At 60.2% G+C, this 23508-nt stretch carries 24 protein-coding genes, 1 tRNA gene and 1 pseudogene; 16 read left to right on the top strand and 10 right to left on the bottom strand.

Translation table 11 applies throughout. The features are described from left to right. Nucleotides 1-76: 76 nt before the first annotated feature. The 14 genes from MOQ67_RS25360 (at nucleotide 77) to MOQ67_RS25295 (ending at nucleotide 10408) form a co-directional block, all read left to right on the top strand. Nucleotides 77-823, top strand: a complete 747-nt coding sequence (locus tag MOQ67_RS25360; protein ID WP_253398462.1) for a YebC/PmpR family DNA-binding transcriptional regulator — start codon at nucleotides 77-79, stop codon at nucleotides 821-823. Nucleotides 824-980: 157 nt separating this feature from the next. Continuing rightward, nucleotides 981-1505: a crossover junction endodeoxyribonuclease RuvC gene (gene ruvC / locus MOQ67_RS25355; protein ID WP_448675679.1), complete on the top strand. Its 525-nt coding sequence runs from the start codon at nucleotides 981-983 to the stop codon at nucleotides 1503-1505. A gap of 67 nt (nucleotides 1506-1572) precedes the next feature. Further along, the gene (ruvA, locus tag MOQ67_RS25350; RefSeq protein ID WP_253398460.1) at nucleotides 1573-2184 is read left to right on the top strand and encodes a Holliday junction branch migration protein RuvA; all 612 of its coding nucleotides are present in this window, start codon (nucleotides 1573-1575) and stop codon (nucleotides 2182-2184) included. Then, entirely contained in the window at nucleotides 2185-3243 is a 1059-nt protein-coding gene (gene ruvB / locus MOQ67_RS25345) for a Holliday junction branch migration DNA helicase RuvB (RefSeq protein WP_024077146.1), read from the top strand. Nucleotides 3244-3382: 139 nt separating this feature from the next. Beyond that, nucleotides 3383-3838, top strand: coding sequence for a tol-pal system-associated acyl-CoA thioesterase (ybgC, locus tag MOQ67_RS25340; protein WP_247400512.1), 456 nt, complete (start codon nucleotides 3383-3385; stop codon nucleotides 3836-3838). Between the two features lies 1 nt (nucleotide 3839). Beyond that, nucleotides 3840-4535 carry a protein TolQ gene (gene tolQ, locus MOQ67_RS25335; protein WP_017847129.1) on the top strand — a complete coding sequence of 232 codons (696 nt, stop codon included), beginning with the start codon at nucleotides 3840-3842 and terminating at the stop codon, nucleotides 4533-4535. Between the two features lie 23 nt (nucleotides 4536-4558). Further along, nucleotides 4559-5011: a protein TolR gene (gene tolR / locus MOQ67_RS25330; protein WP_161630238.1), complete on the top strand. Its 453-nt coding sequence runs from the start codon at nucleotides 4559-4561 to the stop codon at nucleotides 5009-5011. Further along, nucleotides 5011-6084, top strand: coding sequence for a cell envelope integrity protein TolA (tolA, locus tag MOQ67_RS25325; protein ID WP_448675678.1), 1074 nt, complete (start codon nucleotides 5011-5013; stop codon nucleotides 6082-6084). The genes tolR and tolA overlap by 1 nt, the downstream gene beginning before the upstream one ends. A 17-nt stretch (nucleotides 6085-6101) precedes the next feature. Further along, nucleotides 6102-7382 (top strand): Tol-Pal system beta propeller repeat protein TolB, encoded by a 1281-nt coding sequence (gene tolB, locus MOQ67_RS25320; protein WP_174555573.1) that lies wholly within the window; start codon nucleotides 6102-6104, stop codon nucleotides 7380-7382. Nucleotides 7383-7434: 52 nt separating this feature from the next. Further along, a complete protein-coding gene (pal, locus tag MOQ67_RS25315; protein ID WP_003209827.1) occupies nucleotides 7435-7935 on the top strand; it encodes a peptidoglycan-associated lipoprotein Pal in 501 nt (166 codons plus the stop codon). A 6-nt stretch (nucleotides 7936-7941) separates the two neighbouring features. Then, entirely contained in the window at nucleotides 7942-8766 is an 825-nt protein-coding gene (gene ybgF, locus MOQ67_RS25310; RefSeq protein ID WP_046490075.1) for a tol-pal system protein YbgF, read from the top strand. A 164-nt stretch (nucleotides 8767-8930) separates the two neighbouring features. After that, nucleotides 8931-9578 (top strand): 7-carboxy-7-deazaguanine synthase QueE, encoded by a 648-nt coding sequence (queE, locus tag MOQ67_RS25305; RefSeq protein ID WP_017847133.1) that lies wholly within the window; start codon nucleotides 8931-8933, stop codon nucleotides 9576-9578. 16 nt (nucleotides 9579-9594) lie between these two features. After that, the gene (gene queC / locus MOQ67_RS25300; protein WP_448675958.1) at nucleotides 9595-10269 is read left to right on the top strand and encodes a 7-cyano-7-deazaguanine synthase QueC; all 675 of its coding nucleotides are present in this window, start codon (nucleotides 9595-9597) and stop codon (nucleotides 10267-10269) included. Nucleotides 10270-10332: 63 nt separating this feature from the next. After that, nucleotides 10333-10408 (top strand) — tRNA-Lys (locus MOQ67_RS25295). A 177-nt stretch (nucleotides 10409-10585) separates the two neighbouring features. On the opposite strand, the gene MOQ67_RS25290 is transcribed toward MOQ67_RS25295, so the two are convergent. Then, on the bottom strand, nucleotides 10586-10774 hold the full coding sequence (locus MOQ67_RS25290; RefSeq protein WP_253398458.1) for a hypothetical protein: 189 nt from the start codon (nucleotides 10772-10774) through the stop codon (nucleotides 10586-10588). A gap of 461 nt (nucleotides 10775-11235) precedes the next feature. Between MOQ67_RS25290 and MOQ67_RS25285 the strand changes: the two are divergent. After that, a pseudogene (locus tag MOQ67_RS25285) lies at nucleotides 11236-11649 on the top strand (lactate dehydrogenase); the annotation flags it as partial. Between the two features lie 190 nt (nucleotides 11650-11839). Next, on the top strand, nucleotides 11840-12898 hold the full coding sequence (nadA, locus tag MOQ67_RS25280; protein ID WP_247400491.1) for a quinolinate synthase NadA: 1059 nt from the start codon (nucleotides 11840-11842) through the stop codon (nucleotides 12896-12898). 130 nt (nucleotides 12899-13028) lie between these two features. Here the strand turns inward: nadA and MOQ67_RS25275 are convergent, their stop codons facing one another. The 9 genes from MOQ67_RS25275 to arcC form a co-directional block, all read right to left on the bottom strand. Beyond that, nucleotides 13029-13517 (bottom strand): RDD family protein, encoded by a 489-nt coding sequence (locus MOQ67_RS25275; RefSeq protein ID WP_253398456.1) that lies wholly within the window; start codon nucleotides 13515-13517, stop codon nucleotides 13029-13031. Between the two features lie 105 nt (nucleotides 13518-13622). Further along, a complete protein-coding gene (locus MOQ67_RS25270) occupies nucleotides 13623-13838 on the bottom strand; it encodes a cold-shock protein (RefSeq protein WP_017847139.1) in 216 nt (71 codons plus the stop codon). 388 nt (nucleotides 13839-14226) lie between these two features. Beyond that, nucleotides 14227-15351: a glycine cleavage system aminomethyltransferase GcvT gene (gene gcvT / locus MOQ67_RS25265; RefSeq protein WP_253398454.1), complete on the bottom strand. Its 1125-nt coding sequence runs from the start codon at nucleotides 15349-15351 to the stop codon at nucleotides 14227-14229. A 39-nt stretch (nucleotides 15352-15390) separates the two neighbouring features. Then, the gene (locus MOQ67_RS25260; protein WP_253398452.1) at nucleotides 15391-16767 is read right to left on the bottom strand and encodes an L-serine ammonia-lyase; all 1377 of its coding nucleotides are present in this window, start codon (nucleotides 16765-16767) and stop codon (nucleotides 15391-15393) included. Between the two features lie 149 nt (nucleotides 16768-16916). Next, entirely contained in the window at nucleotides 16917-19757 is a 2841-nt protein-coding gene (gene gcvP, locus MOQ67_RS25255) for an aminomethyl-transferring glycine dehydrogenase (RefSeq protein ID WP_448675677.1), read from the bottom strand. 10 nt (nucleotides 19758-19767) lie between these two features. Next, nucleotides 19768-20151 (bottom strand): glycine cleavage system protein GcvH, encoded by a 384-nt coding sequence (gene gcvH, locus MOQ67_RS25250; protein WP_253398448.1) that lies wholly within the window; start codon nucleotides 20149-20151, stop codon nucleotides 19768-19770. A gap of 311 nt (nucleotides 20152-20462) precedes the next feature. Continuing rightward, nucleotides 20463-21971: a sigma-54-dependent transcriptional regulator gene (locus MOQ67_RS25245; RefSeq protein ID WP_253398446.1), complete on the bottom strand. Its 1509-nt coding sequence runs from the start codon at nucleotides 21969-21971 to the stop codon at nucleotides 20463-20465. Nucleotides 21972-22075: 104 nt separating this feature from the next. Next, nucleotides 22076-22438: a DUF5064 family protein gene (locus MOQ67_RS25240; RefSeq protein ID WP_253398443.1), complete on the bottom strand. Its 363-nt coding sequence runs from the start codon at nucleotides 22436-22438 to the stop codon at nucleotides 22076-22078. Between the two features lie 18 nt (nucleotides 22439-22456). Next, on the bottom strand, nucleotides 22457-23386 hold the full coding sequence (arcC, locus tag MOQ67_RS25235) for a carbamate kinase (RefSeq protein ID WP_253398441.1): 930 nt from the start codon (nucleotides 23384-23386) through the stop codon (nucleotides 22457-22459). Nucleotides 23387-23508: the final 122 nt, after the last annotated feature.

The raw sequence follows: 23508 nt of genomic DNA, 5'->3' as shown, positions 1-23508 counted from the left end.
CGCCTTTGCGTTACAAGGGTTGTATCCCGCCAGGGGCGGGGTTGATAAGGTTTCTAGAGAATTTCGGAGTTGTGTTATGGCTGGCCATTCCAAGTGGGCGAACATCAAGCACCGCAAAGAGCGTCAGGATGCCAAGAAAGGCAAGATTTTCACCAAGTGGATTCGCGAACTGACCGTCGCCGCCCGCCAGGGTGGCGGTGACCCGGGCTCCAACCCGCGTCTGCGCCTGGCGCTGGACAAGGCCCTCGGCGCCAACATGAGTCGCGACATCATCGACCGCGCCGTGGCCCGTGGCGCCGGTGCGGCCGATACCGACGACATGGTCGAGCTGACCTACGAAGGCTACGGCCCGGGCGGCGTGGCGGTGATGGTCGAGTGCATGACCGATAACCGCAACCGTACCGCCGCGGCCGTGCGCCACGCGTTCAGCAAGTGCGGTGGCAACCTCGGCACGGATGGCTCGGTGGCCTACCTGTTCGAGCGCAAGGGCCAGATTTCCTTTGCGCCGGATGTGGATGAAGACGCGTTGATGGAAGCCGCGATGGAAGCGGATGCTGACGACGTGGTGACCAATGAAGATGGCTCCATCGACGTGTTCACCTCGTTCGCCGGGTTCTATGCGGTGCGTAACGCGCTGGAAACCGCCGGTTTCAAAGGCACCGACGCGGAAATCGTGATGCTGCCGACCACCAGCGCCGAACTGGACCTGGACGGCGCGCAGAAAGTGCTGAAGATGCTGGATATGCTTGAGGACCTGGATGACGTGCAGAACGTCTACTCTAATGCTGACATTCCAGAGTCGGTAGCCGAGCAACTGGGCTGAAGGGCGATGTGGATCAACATGTGAGAGGGGGCTTGCTGCCGATGGCGGTGTGTCAGTCATTTATAAATCGACTGAACCACCGCCATCGGCAGCAAGCCCCCTCCCACATTGGATCTTCCCTGTATCAAAAATTGTGTTTACCCGACCTGCAGGCGTTATGACTTTAATCCTAGGTATCGACCCCGGTTCGCGCATCACCGGCTTTGGCGTGGTGCAACACACCCCGCGCGGCTGCGTGTATGTTGCCTCGGGCTGTATCCGCACTGGCTCGGGCGAGTTGGCCGAGCGCCTGCAGATCGTCTATCGCGGTGTGCGTGAAGTGATCCAGACCTACAAACCGGTGACGATGGGGATCGAAAAGGTGTTCATGGCGAAAAACGCCGACTCGGCCCTCAAGCTCGGTCAGGCCCGTGGCGCCGCCATCGTGGCCGGTGCCGAAGAGGCCATGGAAATCGCCGAGTACACCGCCACCCAGGTCAAGCAGGCCGTGGTCGGCACCGGTGCGGCCAATAAAGAACAGGTGCAGATGATGGTCATGCACATGCTCAAACTCACTTCCAAGCCGCAGATCGACGCCTCCGACGCCCTGGCCATCGCCATTTGCCACGCGCACACCCGTTCCAGCCTGCTGCCTCACGGCCTGGGGGCGGCACGCAGTCGTGGCGGGCGGCTACGTCTCTGATAGCATCGGCGCAATCGTTATTTCCGGTCAGGCCTCGATCTGACCCCAAGCCTTAAGGATTTGAACCGTGATTGGACGCTTGCGCGGCACCCTGGCTGAGAAACAGCCGCCGCACCTGATTCTGGATGTCAACGGGCTGGGGTATGAGCTGGAAGTGCCCATGACCACCCTGTATCGCCTTCCGTCGGTTGGCGAGCCATTGACCCTGCATACTCACCTTGTGGTGCGCGAAGATGCGCAACTGCTCTATGGCTTCATTGGCAAGCGTGACCGCGACTTCTTCCGCGAATTGATTCGCCTCAATGGCGTAGGGCCGAAACTGGCCCTGGCGCTGATGTCGAGCCTGGAAGTGGACGAACTGGTACGCGCGGTGTCGGCCCAGGACACCTCGGCGCTGACCAAGGTGCCGGGGGTCGGCAAGAAAACCGCCGAACGCCTGCTGGTGGAGCTCAAGGACCGTTTCAAGGCCTGGGAAGTCGCCCCGAGCATGTTCGCCCTGGTGCCGAACCAGCCGAACCAGCCGGCGGGTCAGGTGGCCAGTGCCGAAAGCGATGCGGTCAGCGCGCTGATCTCCCTGGGCTACAAGCCGCAGGAAGCCAGCAAAGCGGTGTCGGCCATCAAGGACAAGAACCTGAGCAGCGAAGACATGATCCGCCGAGCCCTGAAGGGAATGATTTAAGTGATTGAAGCTGATCGTCTGATCGCGGCCACCGGCCCCCGTGACCGTGAAGAAATCCAAGATCGCGCCATCCGCCCCCTGAGCCTGGCCGACTACATCGGCCAGCCCACGGTGCGCGAGCAGATGGAGTTGTTCATCCAGGCTGCGCGTGGACGCAGTGAATCCCTGGATCACACCTTGATCTTCGGCCCGCCGGGGTTGGGTAAAACCACCCTGGCCAACATCATCGCCCAGGAAATGGGGGTGTCGATCAAGTCCACCTCCGGCCCGGTGCTGGAGCGTCCGGGCGACCTGGCGGCGCTGCTGACCAACCTCGAACCGCACGACGTGCTGTTCATCGACGAAATCCACCGGCTGTCGCCCATCGTCGAGGAAGTGCTGTACCCGGCGATGGAAGACTTCCAGCTCGACATCATGATCGGTGAAGGCCCCGCGGCCCGCTCGATCAAGCTCGACCTGCCGCCGTTCACCCTGGTGGGCGCGACCACGCGCGCGGGCATGCTGACCAACCCGTTGCGAGACCGTTTCGGCATCGTCCAACGTCTAGAGTTCTATAGCACCGCAGACCTGGCGACCATCGTCAGCCGTTCGGCCGGCATTCTTGGCCTGCCCCTGGACCCCGAAGGCGCGTTTGAAATCGCCCGTCGGGCGCGGGGCACGCCACGGATCGCCAACCGCTTGCTGCGACGCGTGCGCGATTTTGCCGAAGTGCGGGCCAAGGGGCATATCACCAAGCCTGTGGCCGACCTGGCGTTGAACCTGCTGGACGTGGATGAGCACGGCTTCGATCACCAGGATCGACGGCTACTCCTGACCATGATCGAGAAGTTCGACGGTGGCCCGGTGGGCGTGGACAGCCTGGCGGCCGCCATCAGTGAAGAGCGCCATACCATTGAGGATGTGCTGGAACCGTACCTGATCCAGCAGGGCTACATCATGCGCACGCCGCGGGGCAGGGTGGTTACCCGGCATGCCTATTTGCACTTTGGGCTAAACATTCCCTCACGATTGGGCGAGATGCCTGTAGTAGACGAATTCCTCGATGCAGTGGACGATTAAAAGCGCTTTGTTCGTCGATTTATTCGAGGTTTGTGCTGTCCTAGTGGCTGGCGTCGTCATTCAGTCAGTGAAAATGTTTCAGCGAATGAAAAAACAGTTGCCTGAGCGGATTGGCAACCTGAGGAGTAAGCACTAGAGTATGCGCGCGCAAAATGGGGATCAGTCGTTCGCACATCGCTGTCGCGTTTATTACGAGGACACCGATGCTGGCGGCATCGTGTATTACGTCAACTACCTCAAGTTCATGGAGCGGGCTCGAACCGAGCGGCTACGGGAGTTGGGCTTTGCCCAATCCCAGCTGGCAGGAGAGGACCTGTTGTTTGTCGTGCATTCCAGCGAGGCGCGTTATTACGCACCCGCGCGATTGGACGATGAGCTGCTGGTCAGCGCTGAAGTAATCGAATTGAACCGGGTCAGCCTGCGCTTTAAACAGCAGGTCAGGCGGGCTACGGATGCAACGCTGCTCTGTGAGGGGCAGTTTCTGGTGGCGTGTGTGCGCACCAATAGTTTGAAACCTCGGGCCATTCCCGAAACTCTACGTGCGGCCTTTGCTGCCGTGAGCGGCGCGGGTAAACAATCAAAGCAGGAGATTTAGCGTGGAACCTACCGTCGTCGACCATTCCTCCATGTGGAGCCTGGTCAGTAATGCCAGTGTCGTGGTTCAACTGGTGATGCTGATCCTGTTAGCCGCATCGGTTACATCCTGGGTCATGATTTTTCAGCGCAGCAACCTGCTGCGTGCCGGTCGACGAGCCCTGGAGAGCTTCGAAGAGCGCTTCTGGTCGGGTATCGACCTGTCCAAACTGTATCGCCAGGCTGGCAGCAACCCTGACCCGGATTCGGGCGTCGAGCAGATCTTCCGTGCCGGCTTCAAGGAATTTTCCCGCCTGCGCCAGCAGCCGGGCGTCGACCCGGAAGCGGTCATGGAAGGCGTGGCCCGTGCCATGCGTGTGGCCATCTCCCGCGAAGAAGAGAAGCTGGAGCAGAGCCTGCCGTTTCTCGCCACCGTGGGTTCTGTCAGCCCGTACATCGGCCTGTTCGGTACCGTGTGGGGGATCATGAACTCCTTCCGCGGCCTGGCCCAGGCCCAACAAGCGACCCTGGCCACCGTGGCCCCGGGTATCGCCGAAGCCCTGGTCGCCACCGCGATCGGCCTGTTCGCTGCGATCCCGGCGGTAATCGCCTACAACCGCTTCGCCGCGCGCGGTGAAACCTTGATCAGCCGTTACTACACCTTCGCCGACGAATTCCAGGCGATCCTGCACCGTAAAGTGCACACCAGCGAAGAATAAGCAGGTAATTCCCAATGGCTTTAATCGCTCGAGCTCGCAAAAAGCGCAAGCCGGTCGCCGAGATGAACGTAGTGCCTTACATCGACGTGATGCTGGTGCTGCTGGTGATCTTCATGGTGACCGCGCCGATGCTCAATCAGGGCGTGAAGGTTGATCTGCCCAAGGTTTCCAGCGAAGCCTTGCCGCAAGACAACAACACTCAGGTCCTGACCATTTCGATCAAGGCTGACAAGACCTATTACTGGAACCTTGGCAGCGAAGTCGACACCCAGAAACAGCAGGACAAGGCCATGACCTTGCCGCAGATGACCGACGCCGTGACCAAGATCATCCGGTCCGGCAACGAGGGCGGCAAGCACACCCAGGTGTTCATTCGCGGCGATAAAGTCGTCGACTATGGCTCCGTCATGGGCGCCATGGGCGGGCTGCAGAAGGCCGGCGTCGGTAACGTTGGCTTGATTACCGAGGCGCCCTGATGCACCAACAGCGAGAGCCGTCCGCCTCGGAAAGCTACTTCTGGCCTAGCGTCTGGGCAATTGCCCTGCACGTCCTGGTGTTTGGCATGCTGTTCGTCAGCTTTGCCATGACCCCGGACCTGCCGCCAGCCAAGCCGATCGTGCAGGCGACCCTGTATCAGCTGAAATCGAAAAGTCAGGCCACCACCCAGACCAATCAGAAGATTGCGGGTGAGGCCCAGAAGTCGGCTGCGCGCCAGACTGAAGTCGAGCAGATGGAACAGAAGAAGGTCGAGCAGGAAGCGGTGAAGGCTGCTGCGGAACAAAAGAAAGAAGAGGCGGCTCAAAAGGCCGAGGAATCGAAAAAGGCTGACGAAGCGAAGAAGGCTGACGAGGCGAAAAAGGCTGATGAAGCCAAAAAGTCCGAGAAAGCTGCCGAAGCTAAAAAAGCTGAAGAGAAACAATTGGCTGATATAGCCAAGAAGAAATCTGAAGAAGAAGCCAAAAAGGCTGCCGAAGAAGAGGCCAAGAAAAAGGCCGCTGAAGAAGCCAAGAAAAAGATAGTCGAAGACGCGAAGAAGAAAGCCGCCGAAGACGCCAAGAAAAAAGCTGAAGCAGACGAGGCGAAAAAGAAAATCGCCGACGACGCGAAGAAGAAAGCTGCCGCCGATGCCACCAAGAAAAAGGCCCAGGAAGCAGCGCGTAAATCCGCCGAAGAGAAAAAGGCCCAGGCCTTGGCAGATTTGCTCTCCGACACGCCGCAGCGTCAGCAAGCCTTGGCCGATGAGCGTGGCGATGAAGTCGCGGGCAGTTTCGACGACCTGATTCGGGCACGGGCAGCAGAAGGTTGGACGCGTCCACCTTCGGCACGCAAAGGCATGACAGTAGTGCTGCAGATCGGCATGTTGCCGGACGGTACGGTGACTTCGGTCAGCGTGGCCAAGTCCAGTGGTGACGGTTCGTTCGACAGTTCGGCGGTCGCGGCGGTCAAGAATATTGGCCGGTTGACCGAGATGCAGGGAATGAAACCAAGCGACTTCGCTCCCTATCGTTCATTCAAGATGACATTCACACCTGAGGATTTAGCCTTGTGAGAAACCTTCTTCGAGGAATGCTTGTCGTTATTTGCTGTATGGCAGGGATAGCGGCGGCGGATGAAAAGAACATCCTGGTCACCAGCGGTAGCGATCGGGCCACCCCGATCGCTGTTGTACCGTTCGGCTGGCAGGGCGGCAGCGTGCTGCCGGACGACATGGCCCAGATCGTCAGCGACGACCTGCGCAACTCCGGTTATTACGCGCCGATTCCAAAAGGCAACATGATCAGCCAGCCGACCCAGGCCAGCGAAGTCATCTTCCGTGACTGGAAAGCCGTAGGCGCCCAGTACCTGATGGTCGGCAGCATCGTGCCGGCCGGCGGTCGCCTGCAGATCCAGTACACCTTGTTCAACGTGGCGACCGAGCAGCAGGTCTTGACCGGCAGCGTATCGGGCACCGCCGAGCAATTGCGAGACATGGCCCACTACATCTCGGATCAGTCGTTTGAAAAACTCACCGGTATCAAGGGTGCTTTCTCGACGCGTCTGCTTTATGTAACGGCTGAGCGTTTCTCCGTAGATAACACGCGCTACACGCTGCAGCGTTCCGACTATGATGGCGCGCGGGCGGTGACCTTGCTGCAATCGCGTGAGCCAATCCTGTCGCCGCGCTTCGCGCCGGACGGCAAGCGCATTGCCTACGTGTCCTTTGAACAGAGACGTCCGCGCATCTTCGTCCAGCACATCGATACTGGCCGTCGTGAGCAGATCACCAACTTCGAAGGCCTTAACGGTGCGCCAGCCTGGTCGCCGGATGGTTCGCGCCTGGCATTCGTGCTGTCCAAAGACGGCAACCCGGATATCTACGTGATGAACATGGCTTCGCGCCAGATCAGCCGCGTGACCAGCGGTCCTGGTATCAACACCGAACCGTTCTGGGGTAAAGATGGTTCGACCATCTATTTCACTTCCGACCGTGGCGGCAAGCCTCAAATTTATAAAACGAGCGTGGGTGGCGGTGGCGCGGAACGCGTGACCTTTATTGGTAACTACAACGCCAACCCTAAGCTTTCGGCTGATGAAAAGACGTTGGTGATGATTCACCGTCAGGATGGTTTCACTAATTTCCGGGTTGCGGCCCAGGATTTGCAGCGCGGAACCGTAAAAATCCTTACAGATACCAACCTTGATGAGTCAGCCACTGTTGCGCCCAACGGCACCATGGTAATCTACGCCACCCGCCAGCAGGGCCGGGGAGTCTTGATGCTCGTGTCCATTAATGGACGCGTAAGGCTCCCGCTTCCTACCGCACAAGGCGAAGTCAGAGAACCATCCTGGTCCCCTTACCTGAACTGACGCGGCGCTACATGATTTGCTTAACACACTGGGGTTCATTAGGAGTTTCACGATGGAAATGCTGAAGTTTGGTAAGTTTGCTGCTCTGGCTCTGGCTCTGTCCGTAGCCGTTGGTTGCTCGTCTAAAGGCGGCGACAATGCCGGTGAAGGCGCAGCTGTTGATCCAAACGCTGGTTACGGCGCTAACACTGGTGCAGTTGACGGCTCCCTGAGCGAAGAAGCTGCTCTGCGCGCAATCACCACTTTCTACTTCGAATACGACAGTTCGGACCTGAAACCAGAAGCCATGCGCGCTCTGGACGTTCACGCGAAAGACCTGAAAGCTAACGGCGCTCGCGTTGTTCTGGAAGGTAACACTGACGAACGTGGTACTCGCGAGTACAACATGGCACTGGGCGAGCGTCGTGCGAAAGCCGTTCAGCGCTACCTGGTACTGCAAGGTGTTGCTCCAGGCCAACTGGAACTGGTTTCCTACGGTAAAGAGCGTCCAGTTGCTACTGGCCACGACGAGCAGTCCTGGGCTCAAAACCGTCGCGTCGAACTGCGTAAGTAATTCGTCATGCGAACGTGCCGTCGTGCTCTAACTGTATTGGCTCTCAGCCTCGCGCCGCTTGCGGTGTGGGCTGCGGTTCCTGTGGAAGATAGCAACTCAGGCTATAACAATAGCGGGAGCAGTTATCCGCCAGCGGGTTATGGCACGAACGGCGCCTATGCTGGGGGGGCGGCTACGTCCGCTCCCTCGGCACAGGGCGAACTGTTCAACCAGCTGCAACGCATGCAGGATCAATTGTCGCAGCAACAAGGCGCCATTGAAGTTCTGCAGAATCAAGTGAACCAGCTGAAGCAAGAAGGCCTGGAGCGATACCAGGATCTTGATCGACGTATAGGAGCCGGCGTTACACCTGCCGCTACTCCTGATAATTCTTCTGCCGGTGGCGCGCCAAGTGCCGCCGCCGGTGGAGCAGCAGCAGGGGCCGCAGCCCCTGCAGCCAGCAGTGAACCGGGTGATCCGGCGAAGGAAAAACTGTATTACGACGCAGCCTTTGACCTGATCAAAGCCAAGGATTTCGATAAGGCCAGCAAGGCTTTTACCGCATTCCTCGGTCGTTACCCAAACAGTCAGTATGCGGGCAACGCCCAGTACTGGCTGGGTGAGGTAAACCTGGCAAAGGGTGATTTGCAGGGGGCAGGCCAGGCATTTGCCAAGGTCAGCCAGCTGTACCCCAAGCACGCCAAGGTGCCGGATTCACTGTACAAACTCGCTGACGTAGAACGCCGCCTGGGTCACACCGACAAGGTCAAAGGCATTCTGCAGCAGGTCGTTGCCCAGTATCCGGGGACTTCCGCTGCGCAGTTGGCTCAACGCGACCTGCAGCGCCTGTAAGCGATACAGTCCGTTTAGAAGAAACCCGCGCCTGGCGCGGGTTTTTTCGTTAGAATCCACGCCCTTTTATGAAACACGCTTCCTGGGGTTGACGCGTTGGCGCAATTCCTTGAAGTGCCTGACGGAGGCGGACAGCCTGTTTAGCTGTTACGCCCGTGGCGACTATGCAAGACACATTACGCATCACCGAAGTTTTTTACTCGTTACAGGGTGAAACGCGAACGGCCGGCCTGCCCACAGTGTTTGTGCGCCTGACCGGTTGCCCTCTGCGTTGCCAGTACTGTGACAGCGCCTACGCCTTCAGTGGCGGCACCGTGCGCACCCTTGAAGACATCCTGGAGCAGGTTGCCGGTTACCGGCCGCGCTACGTCTGCGTGACAGGCGGCGAGCCGTTGGCGCAACCCAACGCCATCCCCTTGCTCAAGCAGCTGTGTGACGCAGGTTACGAGGTGTCCCTGGAAACCAGCGGCGCCCTGGATATTTCCGCTGTGGACCCACGTGTGAGCCGAGTGGTCGACCTCAAGACCCCGGGCTCCAAAGAGGCGCATCGCAACCTCTACGAGAACCTGGACCTGCTGACAGCCAACGATCAGGTCAAGTTCGTGATCTGTTCGCGCGACGATTACGACTGGGCGAGCTCCAAGCTGATTCAGTATGGTTTGGACCGCCGCGCGGGCGAGGTGCTGTTCTCGCCAAGCCATCACGACCTGAACGCACGCGACCTGGCCGACTGGGTGGTGGCTGATAACCTGCCGGTCCGTCTGCAACTGCAGCTGCATAAATACCTTTGGAACGACGAGCCAGGACGCTGAAATGACCGACCAACCGATTGATCAAAAACGCGCAGTAATCCTGCTGTCCGGTGGCCTCGACTCCGCCACGGTGGTGGCCATGGCGCAGGCTGAAGGCTATACCTGCTACACCATGAGCTTTGACTACGGCCAGCGCCATCGCGCCGAGCTGAACGCCGCTGCCCGCATCGCCCGCGAAATGGGGGTGGCCGAGCACAAGGTCATTGGTCTGAACCTCAACGGTATCGGCGGCTCGGCCCTCACCGACAGCAGCATCGAGGTGCCGGAAGCGCCCAGCGAAGGCATCCCGATCACCTATGTACCGGCGCGCAACACCGTGTTCCTGTCCCTGGCCCTCGGCTGGGCAGAAGTGCTGAATGCCCGCGATATCTTTATCGGCGTTAACGCGGTGGATTATTCCGGCTACCCGGACTGCCGCCCAGAGTTCGTCGAGTCGTTCGAGCGTATGGCCAACCTGGCGACCAAGGCCGGCGTAGAGGGGCAGGGCTTCCGTATCCTGGCGCCGCTGCAGAACCTCAGCAAGGCCGATATCGTGAAGGCTGGCGTAGGACTTGGCGTCGATTACTCGCTGACTGTTTCCTGCTATCAAGCAGACGATGACGGCCGCGCTTGTGGGAAATGCGACAGCTGCCGACTGCGCGCAGAAGGCTTCCAAGCGGCCGGAATTACGGACCCAACGCGTTATTTCTGATTTATTTCAAATAAGGTGTTGAATAATCCTTAGAAATCAGTATTATACGCGCCACAACACAGCGGGTCGTTAGCTCAGTTGGTAGAGCAGTTGGCTTTTAACCAATTGGTCGTAGGTTCGAATCCCACACGACCCACCATTTTTGGCGGTTTAGAAAATCCGGAAGGCCCACGCAAGTGAGGATTTCCGGGTTTTTTTTTGCCTTGTGAAAAGATCGCGCAACGTGGCATGTTCCACCGCACGCTATCCGCCTTCCGATGCTCAAACGCGGCTCAGCTTACGCCTGCGTGCGTGCTGGCGCTGAGGTCGCTTCGACCTATTCCTCTCCCAGCGAGCGGCCCAGCCGGCCTTTGACGACCTTTTGCAGGAGTAAGGCCAACGTCTCAGTGGCGTAGGGCTTTTGCAGCAGCACAAAGCGCTTGGTTTCTTCCTGGGCGATGCACGCGTACCTCCCCCCACCAGCGATTTCCTTACGCACCGCACTGCTTTTGCTGTGGTAGGGCATTCGATAATGCCGGCACGTTCTGTACATATTCCTACGAGCGATCGCGCGGTATGTGTTGCGTTGACTTACAGCTCCTGAGTCTGCGCGATGCGGCAAAGAGGCAGTTTTTTGATATGGCTCTTTGCCACTTATTTCGGCTTTAATGCTGTCAATCGCGCGTATCTTGGCTAGATTGGAGGCTGCTAAGCTTTTAAGACACGGACAGTCACGACTACGCTAACTCCGATCATCGCTAGCAATCCCCTCATTGTTCGCGCTGCAGCCACACCGCTCGCCATTTCGGCGAACACTGTCAATGTCTCGCCGGTTCGACCTGCGTCGGTGGTCAGCCTCGGTAATCCGGCTGCCGATGTCGTTGATATCTACTCTCGAGACGGGCAGATGCCGGGTCGGGAAAGTGTGCGGGCCTGGGAAAATAGCAGCCAGGACGCCGTCAGCAAGATCATCAACACCAGCTTTAAGGCGCTGGCGCCGTGGAAGCCTTGAGCAACAATCCGAGCGACAAAGGCTTGCTGACCGGTCTGGCTGACTTCAAGGCTTCCATCAAGCAGACCGTAGACAGCTCCAACCCGATGCGCGCTTCAGAGGTCGACGGCTTTTCCTACAATGTGTCGCAAAAAACCCAAGTCAATGGCCGCAGCAGTGCGGATCGCAGCGTCACCCAGAACCAGCAATCGGTGCTTTCGGCGAGCTTCCACAAAGGCCTTGATGGTGGGAAACCGCAGGTGTTTGATGGCAGTCGCGAATTGCAGAATTACCTGTATGTGCAAGTACAGGGCAGGGCCAGCGGCACCGCGAGCTTTGCCTATAAAGACGGCCAATTGACCCGTGCTTCGGTCACACAGTCGGCTTCCCAGAATACCCACACGCAGAAGTAGGTGATGGCCAGATGCGTCGCGCCATGCCAGATTAGGCTTTTGAATCCATTCGATATTCTGTAGCCTTGCGCAGCTTCACCTTAACCCGTGCTTGATGACACATCACTTCGTCCGGCGGCGCCCGAAGGGCTCCAGAGCCGGTGGTACACTCGACTTTCGCGCAACGGCGCCTGCAGGTCTTGCGAACATGACGCAAATTTCCGAACGCCTTCTGGTTCAAGCCCACCTCGACGCCAAGCAGCCCAAGGCCCTCAGCGCCGAGGAAGAGGCCAGCCTGCGTACTGCCATCGCCGCCGAGCTGAAGGCTCAGGACGCGGTGCTGGTCGCCCACTTCTATTGCGACCCGGTGATTCAGGCCCTGGCCGAAGAAACCGGCGGCTGTGTCTCCGATTCCCTCGAAATGGCGCGCTTCGGCGCCGCCCACCCGGCCAAGACCGTACTGGTCGCCGGCGTGCGTTTCATGGGCGAGACCGCCAAAATTCTCACCCCCGAAAAACGCATCCTGATGCCGACCCTGGAAGCTACGTGCTCCCTCGACCTTGGCTGCCCGGTGGATGAGTTTTCGGCGTTCTGCGATCAGCACCCTGAGCGCACCGTGGTGGTGTATGCCAACACCTCGGCGGCGGTCAAGGCGCGGGCGGATTGGGTGGTGACCTCCAGTTGCGCACTGGAAATCGTCGAAAGCCTGATGGACAACGGCGAGACCATTATCTGGGGGCCGGACAAACACCTGGGCACTTACATTCAGCGCCAGACCGGTGCCGACATGCTGCTGTGGGACGGTGCCTGCATCGTCCACGAAGAGTTCAAATCCAAGCAGTTGGAAGACATGAAGGCGCTGTACCCGGATGCGGCGATCCTGGTCCACCCGGAATCCCCGACGTCGGTGATCGAGCTGGCGGATGCGGTGGGGTCCACCAGCCAACTGATTGCCGCTGCTCAGCGTTTACCGAACAAAACGTTCATCGTCGCCACCGATCGCGGCATTTTCTACAAGATGCAGCAGCTGTGCCCGGACAAGGTCTTCATCGAAGCGCCTACCGCCGGCAACGGCGCGGCGTGCCGCAGTTGCGCGCACTGCCCGTGGATGGCGATGAATACGTTGGAGCGCACGCTGCAGTGCCTGCGTGAGGGCAGTAACGAGATCTTCGTCGAGCCTTCGGTGATCCCGCAGGCTGTGCGCCCGCTCAAGCGCATGCTCGACTTCACCCAAGCGGCGCGCCTGAAGCTGGCCGGCAACGCATAGTCGAACGCGGTAAAAAATGTGGGAGGGGGCTTGCCCCCGATAGCGGTAAATCAGTCGATGTATCTGGTGACTGACACTCCGCTATCGGGAGCAAGCCCCCTCCCACATTTTGATCCGCACCAGCAGGGCGTTATTTTTTTTGCTTCGGAATCCGTACCAACTGCGTGTCCGAGTAGATGTCATGCCAGCTGCGTTTCTGCTTGTCGAACAGCGACCAGATAAACCCCAGCCCCACGCACAACCACGATGCGATCGACACCACAAAGCGCAACAGCGCCTGCCACAGGCTGATCCGCGAGCCGTCGGCGTTCTGTACGCGCACGCCCCACACCTGCATGCCCAGGGTCTGCCCGGAATGGGTCCAGAACTTGGCGAAGAAGCCAAACAGCACGAAGAACAGAATCGTCGACAGCAACGGGTCGCCGTCCAGCGTGCCGGATTCGGTGAGGGTACGCATTTTGGCTTCGCCCACGAACGCGATCCACACCAGCTTGTAGATAAAGGCCGTGACAATCAGCAGCGCAGTGCAGAGGAGGAAGTCATAGAACATCGCTGCCAGACGACGGCCCAGGCCAACGGCGGGAAATTCGCCTTGGGGGCTCAGCAGGGGTTTGGACATGGCCGGCTCTCTGAAGAAAAAAAGCATTTTACGGCGCAATGCCCTTACCGCGCCCATAAAAAAGCCCCTGATGTCACCATCAGGGGCTTTTTGTCGCAGGAGGGATCAGCCTTCGGCGATCACTTCGTCAGCCTGCATGCCTTTCTGGCCTTGCACGGCGACGAAAGACACTTTCTGGCCTTCTTTCAGGCTCTTGAAGCCGTTGCCCTGAATAGCGCGGAAATGCACGAACAGATCCGGACCGCTTTCTGGAGTGATAAAACCAAACCCTTTTTCGTCGTTGAACCACTTGACGGTACCGCTCTGACGTTTATCCGACATTTTCTTATTTCCTTGACGCTAAAAATGAATGACAGTCCCTTTCGCATGAAAGAGTACTGGGCTGGGTTGCAGGAAAGTAAGAGACGTCGAACGGGTTGTAGCAAACTTTGGCTACTGCCCAGGTCAGGTTTCAAGCGACCCATGCAAACACAGTGGACAAACTCTACGACAACTAATGCAGAAAAAACAAGCCCTGCAAAAAGCCCAGCTTTTGCTAGGCCTCATGACATTTCGTTGAATACTCATGTACCGACTTATTCGATAGAATTAGTCACTTGTTATAGGTTGATACCTATAACAATGACTATCGGAAATGCACTGTTTTATGGCGGTCGCGTTACAGTTTAGTGCGCGTTATTGCGACCGCGTTACTTATAGGAACAGTCAATCAGCCGCGGTAGTAACGTTGCGGCACAAATGGCATTTTACTTACACGTAGAGGCACCTTTTTCCCACGCACCAGTGCAGACACTTCGGTATCCAGCGCGGTGAACGCGCTGTTCAGGTAGGCCATCGCCAATGGGCCGCCGAGGCTTGGGCCAAAGCCGCCGCTGCAGACGCTGCCGATCACGGTGCCGTGTTCGTCGACGATTTCCGCACCTTCACGCACTGGCGTGCGCTCTTGAGGCAGCAGGCCGACACGTTTGCGGCTTACACCGGCTTGCTGCTGGGTAAAGATCCGGTCTGCGCCGGGAAAGCCGCCGGCACGTGCGCCGTCAGCGCGACGGGCCTTGGAGATCGCCCACAGCAGGCTGGCTTCGATCGGGGTGGTGTCGGTGTTCATATCGTGGCCGTACAGGCACAGGCCGGCTTCCAGGCGCAGCGAGTCGCGGGCGCCCAGGCCAATGGCCTGGACTTCGGTCTCGGCCAGCAGGCTGCGGGCCAGGCTTTCGGCGTGGGCGGCGGGCACCGAGATTTCAAAGCCGTCTTCACCGGTGTAGCCGGAGCGGCTGACGTAGCAGTCCACACCCAGCAGGCGCAGGGACGCGAATTGCATGAAGGTCATCTTGGTCACTTCAGGGGCCAGGCGCGCCAGTACTTTCACGGCTGCAGGGCCTTGCAGGGCGAGCAGGGCGCGTTCTTCGAACAACGGCTCGATGGTGCACTGGTCGCCAATTTTGGCGCGCAGGTGCGCCAGGTCCTGGTCCTTGCAGGCCGCGTTGACCACCAGGAACAGTTCGTCGTTACCCAGGTTGGCCACCATCAGGTCGTCGAGAATGCCGCCCTGGTCATTGGTGAACATGGCGTAGCGCTGCATGCCGACCGGCAGGTCGATGATATCCACCGGCACCAGGGTTTCCAGGGCCTTGGCGGCATTGGCGCCGGTCAGGCGGATCTGGCCCATGTGGGACACGTCGAACAGCCCGGCCTGATCACGGGTGTGCAGGTGTTCTTTCATCACGCCCAGCGGGTATTGCACCGGCATGTCGTAGCCGGCGAAGGGCACCATGCGCGCGCCGAGTTCGATGTGCAGCGCGTGCAATGGGGTTTTCAACAGGGTTTCGGTGGACATATTCAGCTCCTGAAAAACGTGCGGACGCGTGTCTAAGCGTCAGCACTCGATAATGTTGACCGCCAAACCGCCACGGGCGGTTTCCTTGTATTTGCTTTTCATATCGGCGCCGGTCTGGCGCATGGTGCGGATGACCTTGTCGAGCGACACAAAATGCTGCCCATCACCGCGCAAGGCCATGCGCACTGCATTGATGGCTTTGACCGAGCCCATGGCATTGCGCTCGATGCACGGCACTTGCACCAGGCCGCCAATCGGGTCGCACGTCAGGCCGAGGTTGTGTTCCATGCCGATTTCGGCGGCGTTTTCCACCTGGGACACGCTGCCGCCCAACACTTCGCACAGCGCACCGGCGGCCATCGAGCAGGCCACGCCGACTTCACCCTGGCAGCCGACTTCGGCGCCGGAGATTGATGCGTTTTCCTTGTACAGAATCCCGATGGCGGCGGCGGTGAGCAGAAAGCGCACCACGCCGTCTTCATTCGCGCCGGGGATGAAGCGCATGTAGTAATGCAGCACCGCCGGCACAATCCCGGCGGCACCGTTGGTGGGCGCCGTAACCACGCGCCCGCCATTGGCGTTTTCTTCGTTGACCGCCAGCGCGTACAGGTTGACCCAATCAAGTACCGACAACGGGTCGCGCAGGGCTGACTCCGGGTTCTTGCATAGCTGGCGATGCAGGGCGGCGGCACGACGCTTGACCTTCAAGCCGCCCGGCAAGATCCCTTCATTGCGACAGCCGGCGTCCACACAGTCCTGCATCACCTGCCAGATCTTCAGCAGGCCGTTGCGGGTTTCGGCTTCGGGGCGCCAGGCACTTTCATTGGTCAGCATCACCTGGCTGATGGACAGCCCGTAGGTGGCGCAATGACCGAGCAAGTCCTTGGCGCTCTTGAACGGGAAGGTCAGGGGGGTGGCGTCTTCGACGATCCGGTCGGCGCCGGCGGCGTCTTCATCCACCACAAAACCGCCGCCCACCGAGTAGTACTCGCGGCTGCGGATCTGGATACCGGCGGCGTCAAAGGCGCGAAAGATCATGCCGTTGGGGTGATAGGCGAGGGGTTTGCGAATCATCGCCAGGTGTTCTTTCTCGTTGAACGCAATGCTGTGTTCGCCGAGCAGGTTCAAGCGGCCGTCGCTGCGCATCTGTGCCAGGCGTGCGGCGATGGTTTCTGTGTTCACGGTGTCCGGGTGTTCGCCTTCCAGGCCGAGCAGCACGGCCTTGTCGCTGCCGTGGCCTTTGCCGGTGGCGCCGAGTGAGCCATAGAGTTCCACCTTGACGCAGGTGGTGGCGCTCAGCAGGTCGTCACGGCGCAACCCCTCGACAAAGCGGGCGGCGGCGCGCATCGGGCCGACGGTGTGGGAGCTGGAGGGGCCGATGCCAATCTTGAACAGGTCGAACACGCTTAACGACATGAGTTGTTCTCCGGTTTCTTATTAGGTGTCGGGTGTACCCGATCAAAGTGTGGGAGGGGGCTTGCCCCCGATGGCGGTGTGTCAGTCGATCAATAGATAACTGATCCACCGCTATCGGGGGCAAGCCCCCTCCCACATTTTTGATCGGGTTATGCGTAGCTCTCGATCGAAGGGCACGCGCACACCAGGTTGCGATCGCCGAACACGTTGTCGACCCGGCCAACCGGCGGCCAGTACTTGCCGTCGATCAACGACGCCACCGGGTACACCGCTTGTTCACGGCTGTAAGGGTGGCTCCATTCGCCCACCAGTTCCGCGGCTGTGTGCGGGGCGTTTTTCAGGGGGTTGTCGTCCTTGTCCAAGGTGCCGTTTTCGACTGCGCGGATTTCTTCGCGGATGGCGATCATCGCGTCGCAGAAGCGGTCCAGTTCTTCCTTGGATTCGCTTTCGGTCGGCTCGATCATCAAGGTGCCGGCCACCGGGAACGACATGGTCGGCGCGTGGAAACCGAAGTCGATCAGGCGCTTGGCCACGTCATCTACGCTGATGCCGCTGCTGTCTTTCAACGGGCGCAGGTCGAGGATGCATTCATGCGCCACCAGGCCGTTGCTGCCGGTGTAGAGCACCGGGTAGTGCTCTTCCAGGCGACGGGAAATGTAGTTGGCATTCAGGATCGCCAACTGCGAAGCGCGCTTGAGGCCCGCGCCGCCCATCATGCTGATGTACATCCAGGTGATCGGCAGGATGCTTGCGCTGCCGAACGGCGCCGCGCACACCGCGCCTTCCTTGCGTGCCATGGCCGCGTGGCCGGGCAGGAATGGGCTCAGGTGCGATTTGACGCCGATCGGGCCAACGCCCGGGCCGCCACCGCCGTGGGGGATGCAGAAGGTCTTGTGCAGGTTCAGGTGGGACACGTCGCCGCCGAACTTGCCCGGCGCGCACAGGCCGACCATGGCGTTCATGTTGGCGCCGTCGATGTACACCTGGCCGCCGTTGTCGTGAATGATCCCGCAGATCTCGCGGATACCTTCTTCGAACACGCCGTGGGTCGACGGGTAGGTGATCATCAGCGCGGCGAGGTGGTCGCGGTGCTCGATGGCTTTGGCGCGCAGGTCTTCGATGTCGACGTTGCCGCGGCTGTCGCAGGCGGTCACGATCACGCGCATGCCGGCCATGTGGGCGGTGGCCGGGTTGGTGCCGTGGGCCGATGACGGGATCAGGCAGATGTCGCGACGCTCATCGCCACGGCTCTGGTGATAGGCACGAATCGCCAAGAGGCCCGCGTATTCGCCCTGGGAACCGGCGTTCGGTTGCAGCGAGATGGCATCGTAGCCGGTGGCCGCGCAGAGCATGGCTTCCAGCTCGGTGGTCAGTTGCAGGTAGCCGGCGCTTTGTTCGGCCGGGGCGAACGGGTGCAGGGCGCCGAACTCGGCCCAGGTCACCGGGATCATTTCGCTGGCGGCGTTGAGCTTCATGGTGCAGGAGCCCAGCGGGATCATGGTGCGGTCCAGCGCCAGGTCCTTGTCGGCCAGCTTGCGCAGGTAGCGCATCAGCTCGGTTTCGGAGTGATAACGGTTGAACACCGGGTGGCTGAGGATCGGCGACTGACGCAGCAGCGCGGCCGGCAGGCTGCCTTCGACCTTGGCGGCGAAGTCCGGCAGGGCTTTACCGTCGGCGAAGAGTGCCCACAAGGTTTCGATATCGGCCTGGGTGGTGGTTTCGTCGACCGACAGGCCGAGACGCTCACCGTCCACCACACGCAGGTTGATGCGCTGGGCGCGGGCCTGGTCGTGCAGGGCGGCGGTGCGCGCGCCGGTGTTGAGGGTCAGGGTGTCGAAGAAGTGTTCTTGCTCGACCTTCAGGCCCAGGGCGCGCAGGCCGTTGGCCAGGATCGCGGTCAACTGGTGAATGCGCTGGGCGATCTGGGTCAGGCCTTTCGGGCCGTGGTACACGGCGTACATGCTGGCGATGTTGGCGAGCAGGACCTGGGCGGTGCAGATGTTGCTGGTGGCTTTCTCGCGGCGGATATGTTGCTCGCGGGTCTGCATGGCCAGGCGCAGGGCCGGCTTGCCGAAGCGGTCGACCGAAACCCCGACCAGACGGCCCGGAATGTCGCGCTTGAACGCATCCTTGGTGGAGAAATACGCCGCGTGCGGGCCGCCAAAGCCCAGCGGGACGCCGAAGCGTTGGGCGCTGCCGATGGCCACGTCGGCGCCGAACTCACCCGGTGGGGTCAGCAAGGTCAGGGCCAGCAGGTCGGCGGCCACGGCCACCAGAGCATTGGCGGCGTGGAAGCGTTCGGTCAGTTCGCGATAATCAAACACGTCGCCATTGCTGGCCGGGTATTGCAACAGGGCGCCGAAGAACGGGCTGACATCGCTCAGTTCGCGTTCATCGCCCACCACCACGTCGATGCCCAGCGGCTCGGCACGGGTGCGTAGCACGTCGAGGGTTTGCGGGTGGCTGTGGATCGAAGCGAAGAAGGCATTGCTGCTTTTGTTCTTGCTCAGGCGTTTGCAGAAGGTCATGGCTTCGGCGGCGGCGGTGGCTTCGTCGAGCAGTGAAGCGTTGGCAATCGGCAGGCCGGTGAGGTCGCTGATCAGGGTCTGGAAGTTCAACAGCGCTTCCAGGCGACCCTGGGAAATCTCCGGTTGGTACGGGGTGTAGGCGGTGTACCAGGCCGGGTTTTCCAAGAGGTTGCGCAGGATCGGCGACGGCGTATGGCAGTTGTAGTAGCCCTGGCCGATGTAGGTCTTGAACAGTTGGTTCTGGCTGGCGATGGCCTTGATCCTGGCCAGGGCCTCGGCTTCGCTCAAGCCATCTTCCAGGCCGAGCACGCTGGTGCCCTTGATGCTTTCCGGGATCACACTGGCGCTCAGGCCTTCCAGGGAATCAAAGCCCAGGCTGGCGAGCATCTGCAGCTCATCTTCCTGGCGCGGGCCGATGTGGCGGGCGATGAATTCGTTGGCGGTGCTCAAGTTGATCGTCATGGCGCGCTCCTCAGGCTTGTGCGTTGGCTTTGATCAGGCGGTCATACGCATCCTGATCCAACAGCGTAGCCACTGCATCGGCATCGGCGGGTTTAAAGCGGAAGAACCAGCCTTCGCCCATCGGGTCTTCGTTGACCAGTTCCGGGCGGCCCTCCAGCTCGGCGTTCACTTCGAGGACTTCACCGTCCAACGGCATGTACACGCCACTGGCGGCTTTGACTGATTCCACGGTGGACGCTTCGGCGCCCTTGTCGTAGGCCTGCAACTCCGGCAGTTGCACGAAAACCACATCACCCAGCGCGTTTTGCGCGAACGCGGTGATACCCACGGTGACGCTGCCGTCAGCTTCGGCGCGCAGCCATTCGTGATCTTCAGTGAAACGCAACTCGCTCATGGAAACTCCTCGGGGCCAGATTCGTCTGGTGGACGGGATTGGAATAATGGGGAGTTACTTAGCAATATCGCGGCCAATGTCATTAATTACTTATAAATCAATGACTTGATGAAAGTGACGAATGCGTTGCCGGCTGAGGCTGTAGCGATTTCGCTACACTTCGCCGCAAGAAAAAAAGCCTATGTGGATCAAAGCCTTGCATGGCGCGCAAAAAACAGGGTTGTAGCGATATCGTTACGCTGTAGCGCTTTCAGTACAGTTGATGTCGTTCTCAGACCCGATTTGGAATGCGAGCCCTGTAGGCGCCCAGATCAGGGTTTGTTGGGGATGCCGTATTTGCGCAGGCGATGGGCGATAGCGGTGTGGGAGGTGTGCAGGCGGCTCGCCAACTGGCGGGTCGAGGGGTAGCTGGTGTAGAGCTTCTCCAGCAGGCTGCGTTCGAAGTCTTCCACGGCCTGCTCCAGGCTGTCGATTTCGCTGTCGCTCTGGCGTGCGACCGAGGTGCCGGCGATGTCCAGGTCGCCGATGTCCACCAGGCTGCTTTCGCAGATGGCGGCGGCGCGGAAGATCACGTTCTGCAACTGCCGCACATTGCCCGGCCAGCGGTTGCCCAGCAATGCCGGGTAAGTGCCCGGCGCCAGGCGGCAGATCGGGCGCTGGATCTGCGCGCAGGCCTGCTGCATGAAGTAGCGCGCCAGCAGCAGGATGTCCTGGCCACGCTCGCGCAGGGGCGGCACTTCGACATTGAGGACGTTGAGGCGATAGAACAGGTCTTCGCGAAAGGTGCCCTCGGCGACCATCTTTTCCAGGTCGCGGTGGGTGGCGCTGAGGATGCGCACGTTCACCTTCACTTCACGGTCGCCGCCTACCCGGCGAAAACTACCGTCATTGAGAAAACGCAGCAGCTTGGCCTGCAGGTACGGCGACATTTCGCCGATCTCATCGAGAAACACCGTGCCCTGGTTGGCCAGTTCCATCAGCCCCGGCTTGCCGCCGCGCTGGGCCCCGGTGAAGGCGCCGGGGGCGTAGCCGAACAGTTCGCTTTCGGCGAGGTTTTCCGGTAGCGCCGCACAGTTCAACGCCAGGAACGGCGCACTGCAGCGCGCGCTGATGGCGTGGCAGGCTCGCGCCACCAGTTCTTTGCCGGTGCCGGTCTCGCCCTGGATCAACAGCGGTGCGTCGAGCACCGCGACCCGCTGCGCACGCGCCTTGAGGGTGCGAATCGCCGGCGAATCGCCGAGCAGCGCATCGAAGCCTTCGGCATGGTCATGGTGCAGGGCCGACAACTGTTCGCCGATGCGGTTGGGCTGGTAGAGGCTGAGCAGGGCACCGGCATCGGTGATCGGCGTGGCCTCCAGCAGCAAGGTCTGGCCGTTGACGCTGATCTCGCGCAGCGGCAAGCGAAAGCCTTGCTCCAGCAAGGTGTCGAGCAAGGCCGGATCGTTGAACAGTTCGCTGATGCTTTCCCCGGCCGGCTCGCGACCGTACAGGGCGATCAACGCCGGGTTGGCCAGCAGGATCTTACCCGCGCTGTCCAGGGCCAGCACCGGGTCGGTCATGGCCGCGAGCAGGGCGTCGAGTTGCAGGTGGCGGCGTTGGCCGGGGAGGATGTCCACCACCGTCACCGTCTGCACACCGTTGACGCTGAACAGCGCGTCCCGCAGCTCTTCGAGGACTTCGGCGCTCAGGGTCGGCGCGTCGATGTAGACATTCGGCGGCACCATTTCTACCGCGTCCAGGTTGAGATTGCGCCCACCGAGCAAGGCCAGGACTTCCTGGGTAATGCCGACGCGGTCGATGAAGCTGACGTGGATACGCATGGGGCGGCTGACAATTCTGGGGAGCGAGAGGCGGCAAGTATGCCAGACAGGGGGGGAGATCAAAAATGGGGGAGGGAGCAAGCCCCTCCCTCATTTGGATCGTGTTATGCGAGGTGTTCGGGTTTGACCGGATCGCCCGGTTTCACATTCAACTGATGCCGCACGTCCTCGAACATCAAGTCGTACTGCTTGTGCATGTCGCCGTTGAGCGTCGCGATCTTCGGCATCCCATACTTCTGCGCGATATTCATCGCATGCCGGGCAAAGTCGAATGCCTGGTCCTTGGGCAGGAAGAACTCTTCCTTGAGGTCCTTGTCCTGCACCGAGCCATGCAGCGTGAACAGCATCCCCTGGCCTTCATTGGGGTGCTGGCTGACTTCATAGTCGATGTGCAGGTTGTAGCTGTAGTCGGCGTCGTTCAGCGCGTGGCGTTCGATGTGCAAATGCCCGGGTTCAAAGGTAGCCATAGGCGTTTTTCCTCTACTTCACAGATAACGGATGCCTGGGGTCGCCGTGCTGATACGGGTGCCTGCCAGGCCCTGGACGATGGCTTCGATGTCGGAGAGTGAACCGATCACTGCGGTTTTGCCAGTCTGACGCGCGAACTCGCAGGCTGCTTGCACTTTCGGCCCCATGGAACCGGCGGCGAAACCAAGCCTTTCCATTTCATCCGGGTGGGCCTGGCCGATGGCCTTCTGGGTCGGCTTGCCGAAGTCGATAAAGGCGGCATTGACGTCGGTGGCAATCACCAGCAAATCGGCTTCCAGTTGCGAAGCCAGCAGCGATGAGCACAGGTCCTTGTCGATCACGGCCTCGATGCCCTTGAGCTTGCCGTCTTCGCCATACATCGTCGGGATACCGCCACCGCCGGCGCAGATCACGATGCTGCCTTTTTCCAGCAGCCATTGGATCGGGCGAATTTCGAAGATGCGTTTCGGCCGCGGGCTGGCGACGACGCGACGGTATTTATCGCCATCCGGGGCGATGGTCCAGCCTTTTTCAGCCGCGAGTTTCTCGGCTTCGGCTTGGGAGTACACGGGGCCGATCGGTTTGCTGGGTTTCTTGAAGGCCGGGTCGTTGGCGTCCACTTCAACCTGGGTGAGCAGGGTGGCAAACGGGACTTCGAAGTCCAGCAGGTTGCCCAGTTCCTGTTCGATGATGTAGCCGATCATGCCTTCGGTTTCCGCGCCGAGCACGTCCAGCGGGTACGGCGAGACGCTGGTGTAGGCCGCCGCCTGCAACGACAGCAGGCCGACTTGCGGGCCGTTACCGTGGGCGATCACCAGCTCGTTGCCGGAATGGATCTTGGCAATCTGTTCGGTGGCGATTCGGATATTGGCGCGTTGGTTGTCCGCTGTCATGGGTTCACCACGGCGGAGTAGGGCGTTACCGCCCAGAGCAACGACGATACGCATAATGCAATCCTTCTAGAGTTCAGCGTGTGAACACAGGACTAAGTGTGGGAGGGAGCGTGCTCCCGATGGCGGGCTAACATTCAATACTTGTGTCGACTGATACACCGCTATCGGGGGCAAGT

The organism is Pseudomonas sp. LY-1 (assembly GCF_053502595.1).
This window is presented reverse-complemented; position numbering and strand designations above follow the sequence as displayed.

Coding starts and splice junctions, on each gene's coding strand:
- MOQ67_RS25360 (WP_253398462.1), top strand. CDS start 77: ATGGCTGGCCATTCCAAGTGGGCGAACATCAAGCACCGCAAAGAGCGT.
- ruvC (WP_448675679.1), top strand. CDS start 981: ATGACTTTAATCCTAGGTATCGACCCCGGTTCGCGCATCACCGGCTTT.
- ybgC (WP_247400512.1), top strand. CDS start 3,383: ATGCGCGCGCAAAATGGGGATCAGTCGTTCGCACATCGCTGTCGCGTT.
- tolA (WP_448675678.1), top strand. CDS start 5,011: ATGCACCAACAGCGAGAGCCGTCCGCCTCGGAAAGCTACTTCTGGCCT.
- tolB (WP_174555573.1), top strand. CDS start 6,102: ATGCTTGTCGTTATTTGCTGTATGGCAGGGATAGCGGCGGCGGATGAA.
- pal (WP_003209827.1), top strand. CDS start 7,435: ATGGAAATGCTGAAGTTTGGTAAGTTTGCTGCTCTGGCTCTGGCTCTG.
- ybgF (WP_046490075.1), top strand. CDS start 7,942: ATGCGAACGTGCCGTCGTGCTCTAACTGTATTGGCTCTCAGCCTCGCG.
- queE (WP_017847133.1), top strand. CDS start 8,931: ATGCAAGACACATTACGCATCACCGAAGTTTTTTACTCGTTACAGGGT.
- MOQ67_RS25290 (WP_253398458.1), bottom strand. CDS start 10,774: ATGCCCTACCACAGCAAAAGCAGTGCGGTGCGTAAGGAAATCGCTGGT.
- nadA (WP_247400491.1), top strand. CDS start 11,840: ATGACGCAAATTTCCGAACGCCTTCTGGTTCAAGCCCACCTCGACGCC.
- MOQ67_RS25275 (WP_253398456.1), bottom strand. CDS start 13,517: ATGTCCAAACCCCTGCTGAGCCCCCAAGGCGAATTTCCCGCCGTTGGC.
- MOQ67_RS25270 (WP_017847139.1), bottom strand. CDS start 13,838: ATGTCGGATAAACGTCAGAGCGGTACCGTCAAGTGGTTCAACGACGAA.
- gcvT (WP_253398454.1), bottom strand. CDS start 15,351: ATGTCCACCGAAACCCTGTTGAAAACCCCATTGCACGCGCTGCACATC.
- MOQ67_RS25260 (WP_253398452.1), bottom strand. CDS start 16,767: ATGTCGTTAAGCGTGTTCGACCTGTTCAAGATTGGCATCGGCCCCTCC.
- gcvP (WP_448675677.1), bottom strand. CDS start 19,757: ATGACGATCAACTTGAGCACCGCCAACGAATTCATCGCCCGCCACATC.
- gcvH (WP_253398448.1), bottom strand. CDS start 20,151: ATGAGCGAGTTGCGTTTCACTGAAGATCACGAATGGCTGCGCGCCGAA.
- MOQ67_RS25245 (WP_253398446.1), bottom strand. CDS start 21,971: ATGCGTATCCACGTCAGCTTCATCGACCGCGTCGGCATTACCCAGGAA.
- MOQ67_RS25240 (WP_253398443.1), bottom strand. CDS start 22,438: ATGGCTACCTTTGAACCCGGGCATTTGCACATCGAACGCCACGCGCTG.
- arcC (WP_253398441.1), bottom strand. CDS start 23,386: ATGCGTATCGTCGTTGCTCTGGGCGGTAACGCCCTACTCCGCCGTGGT.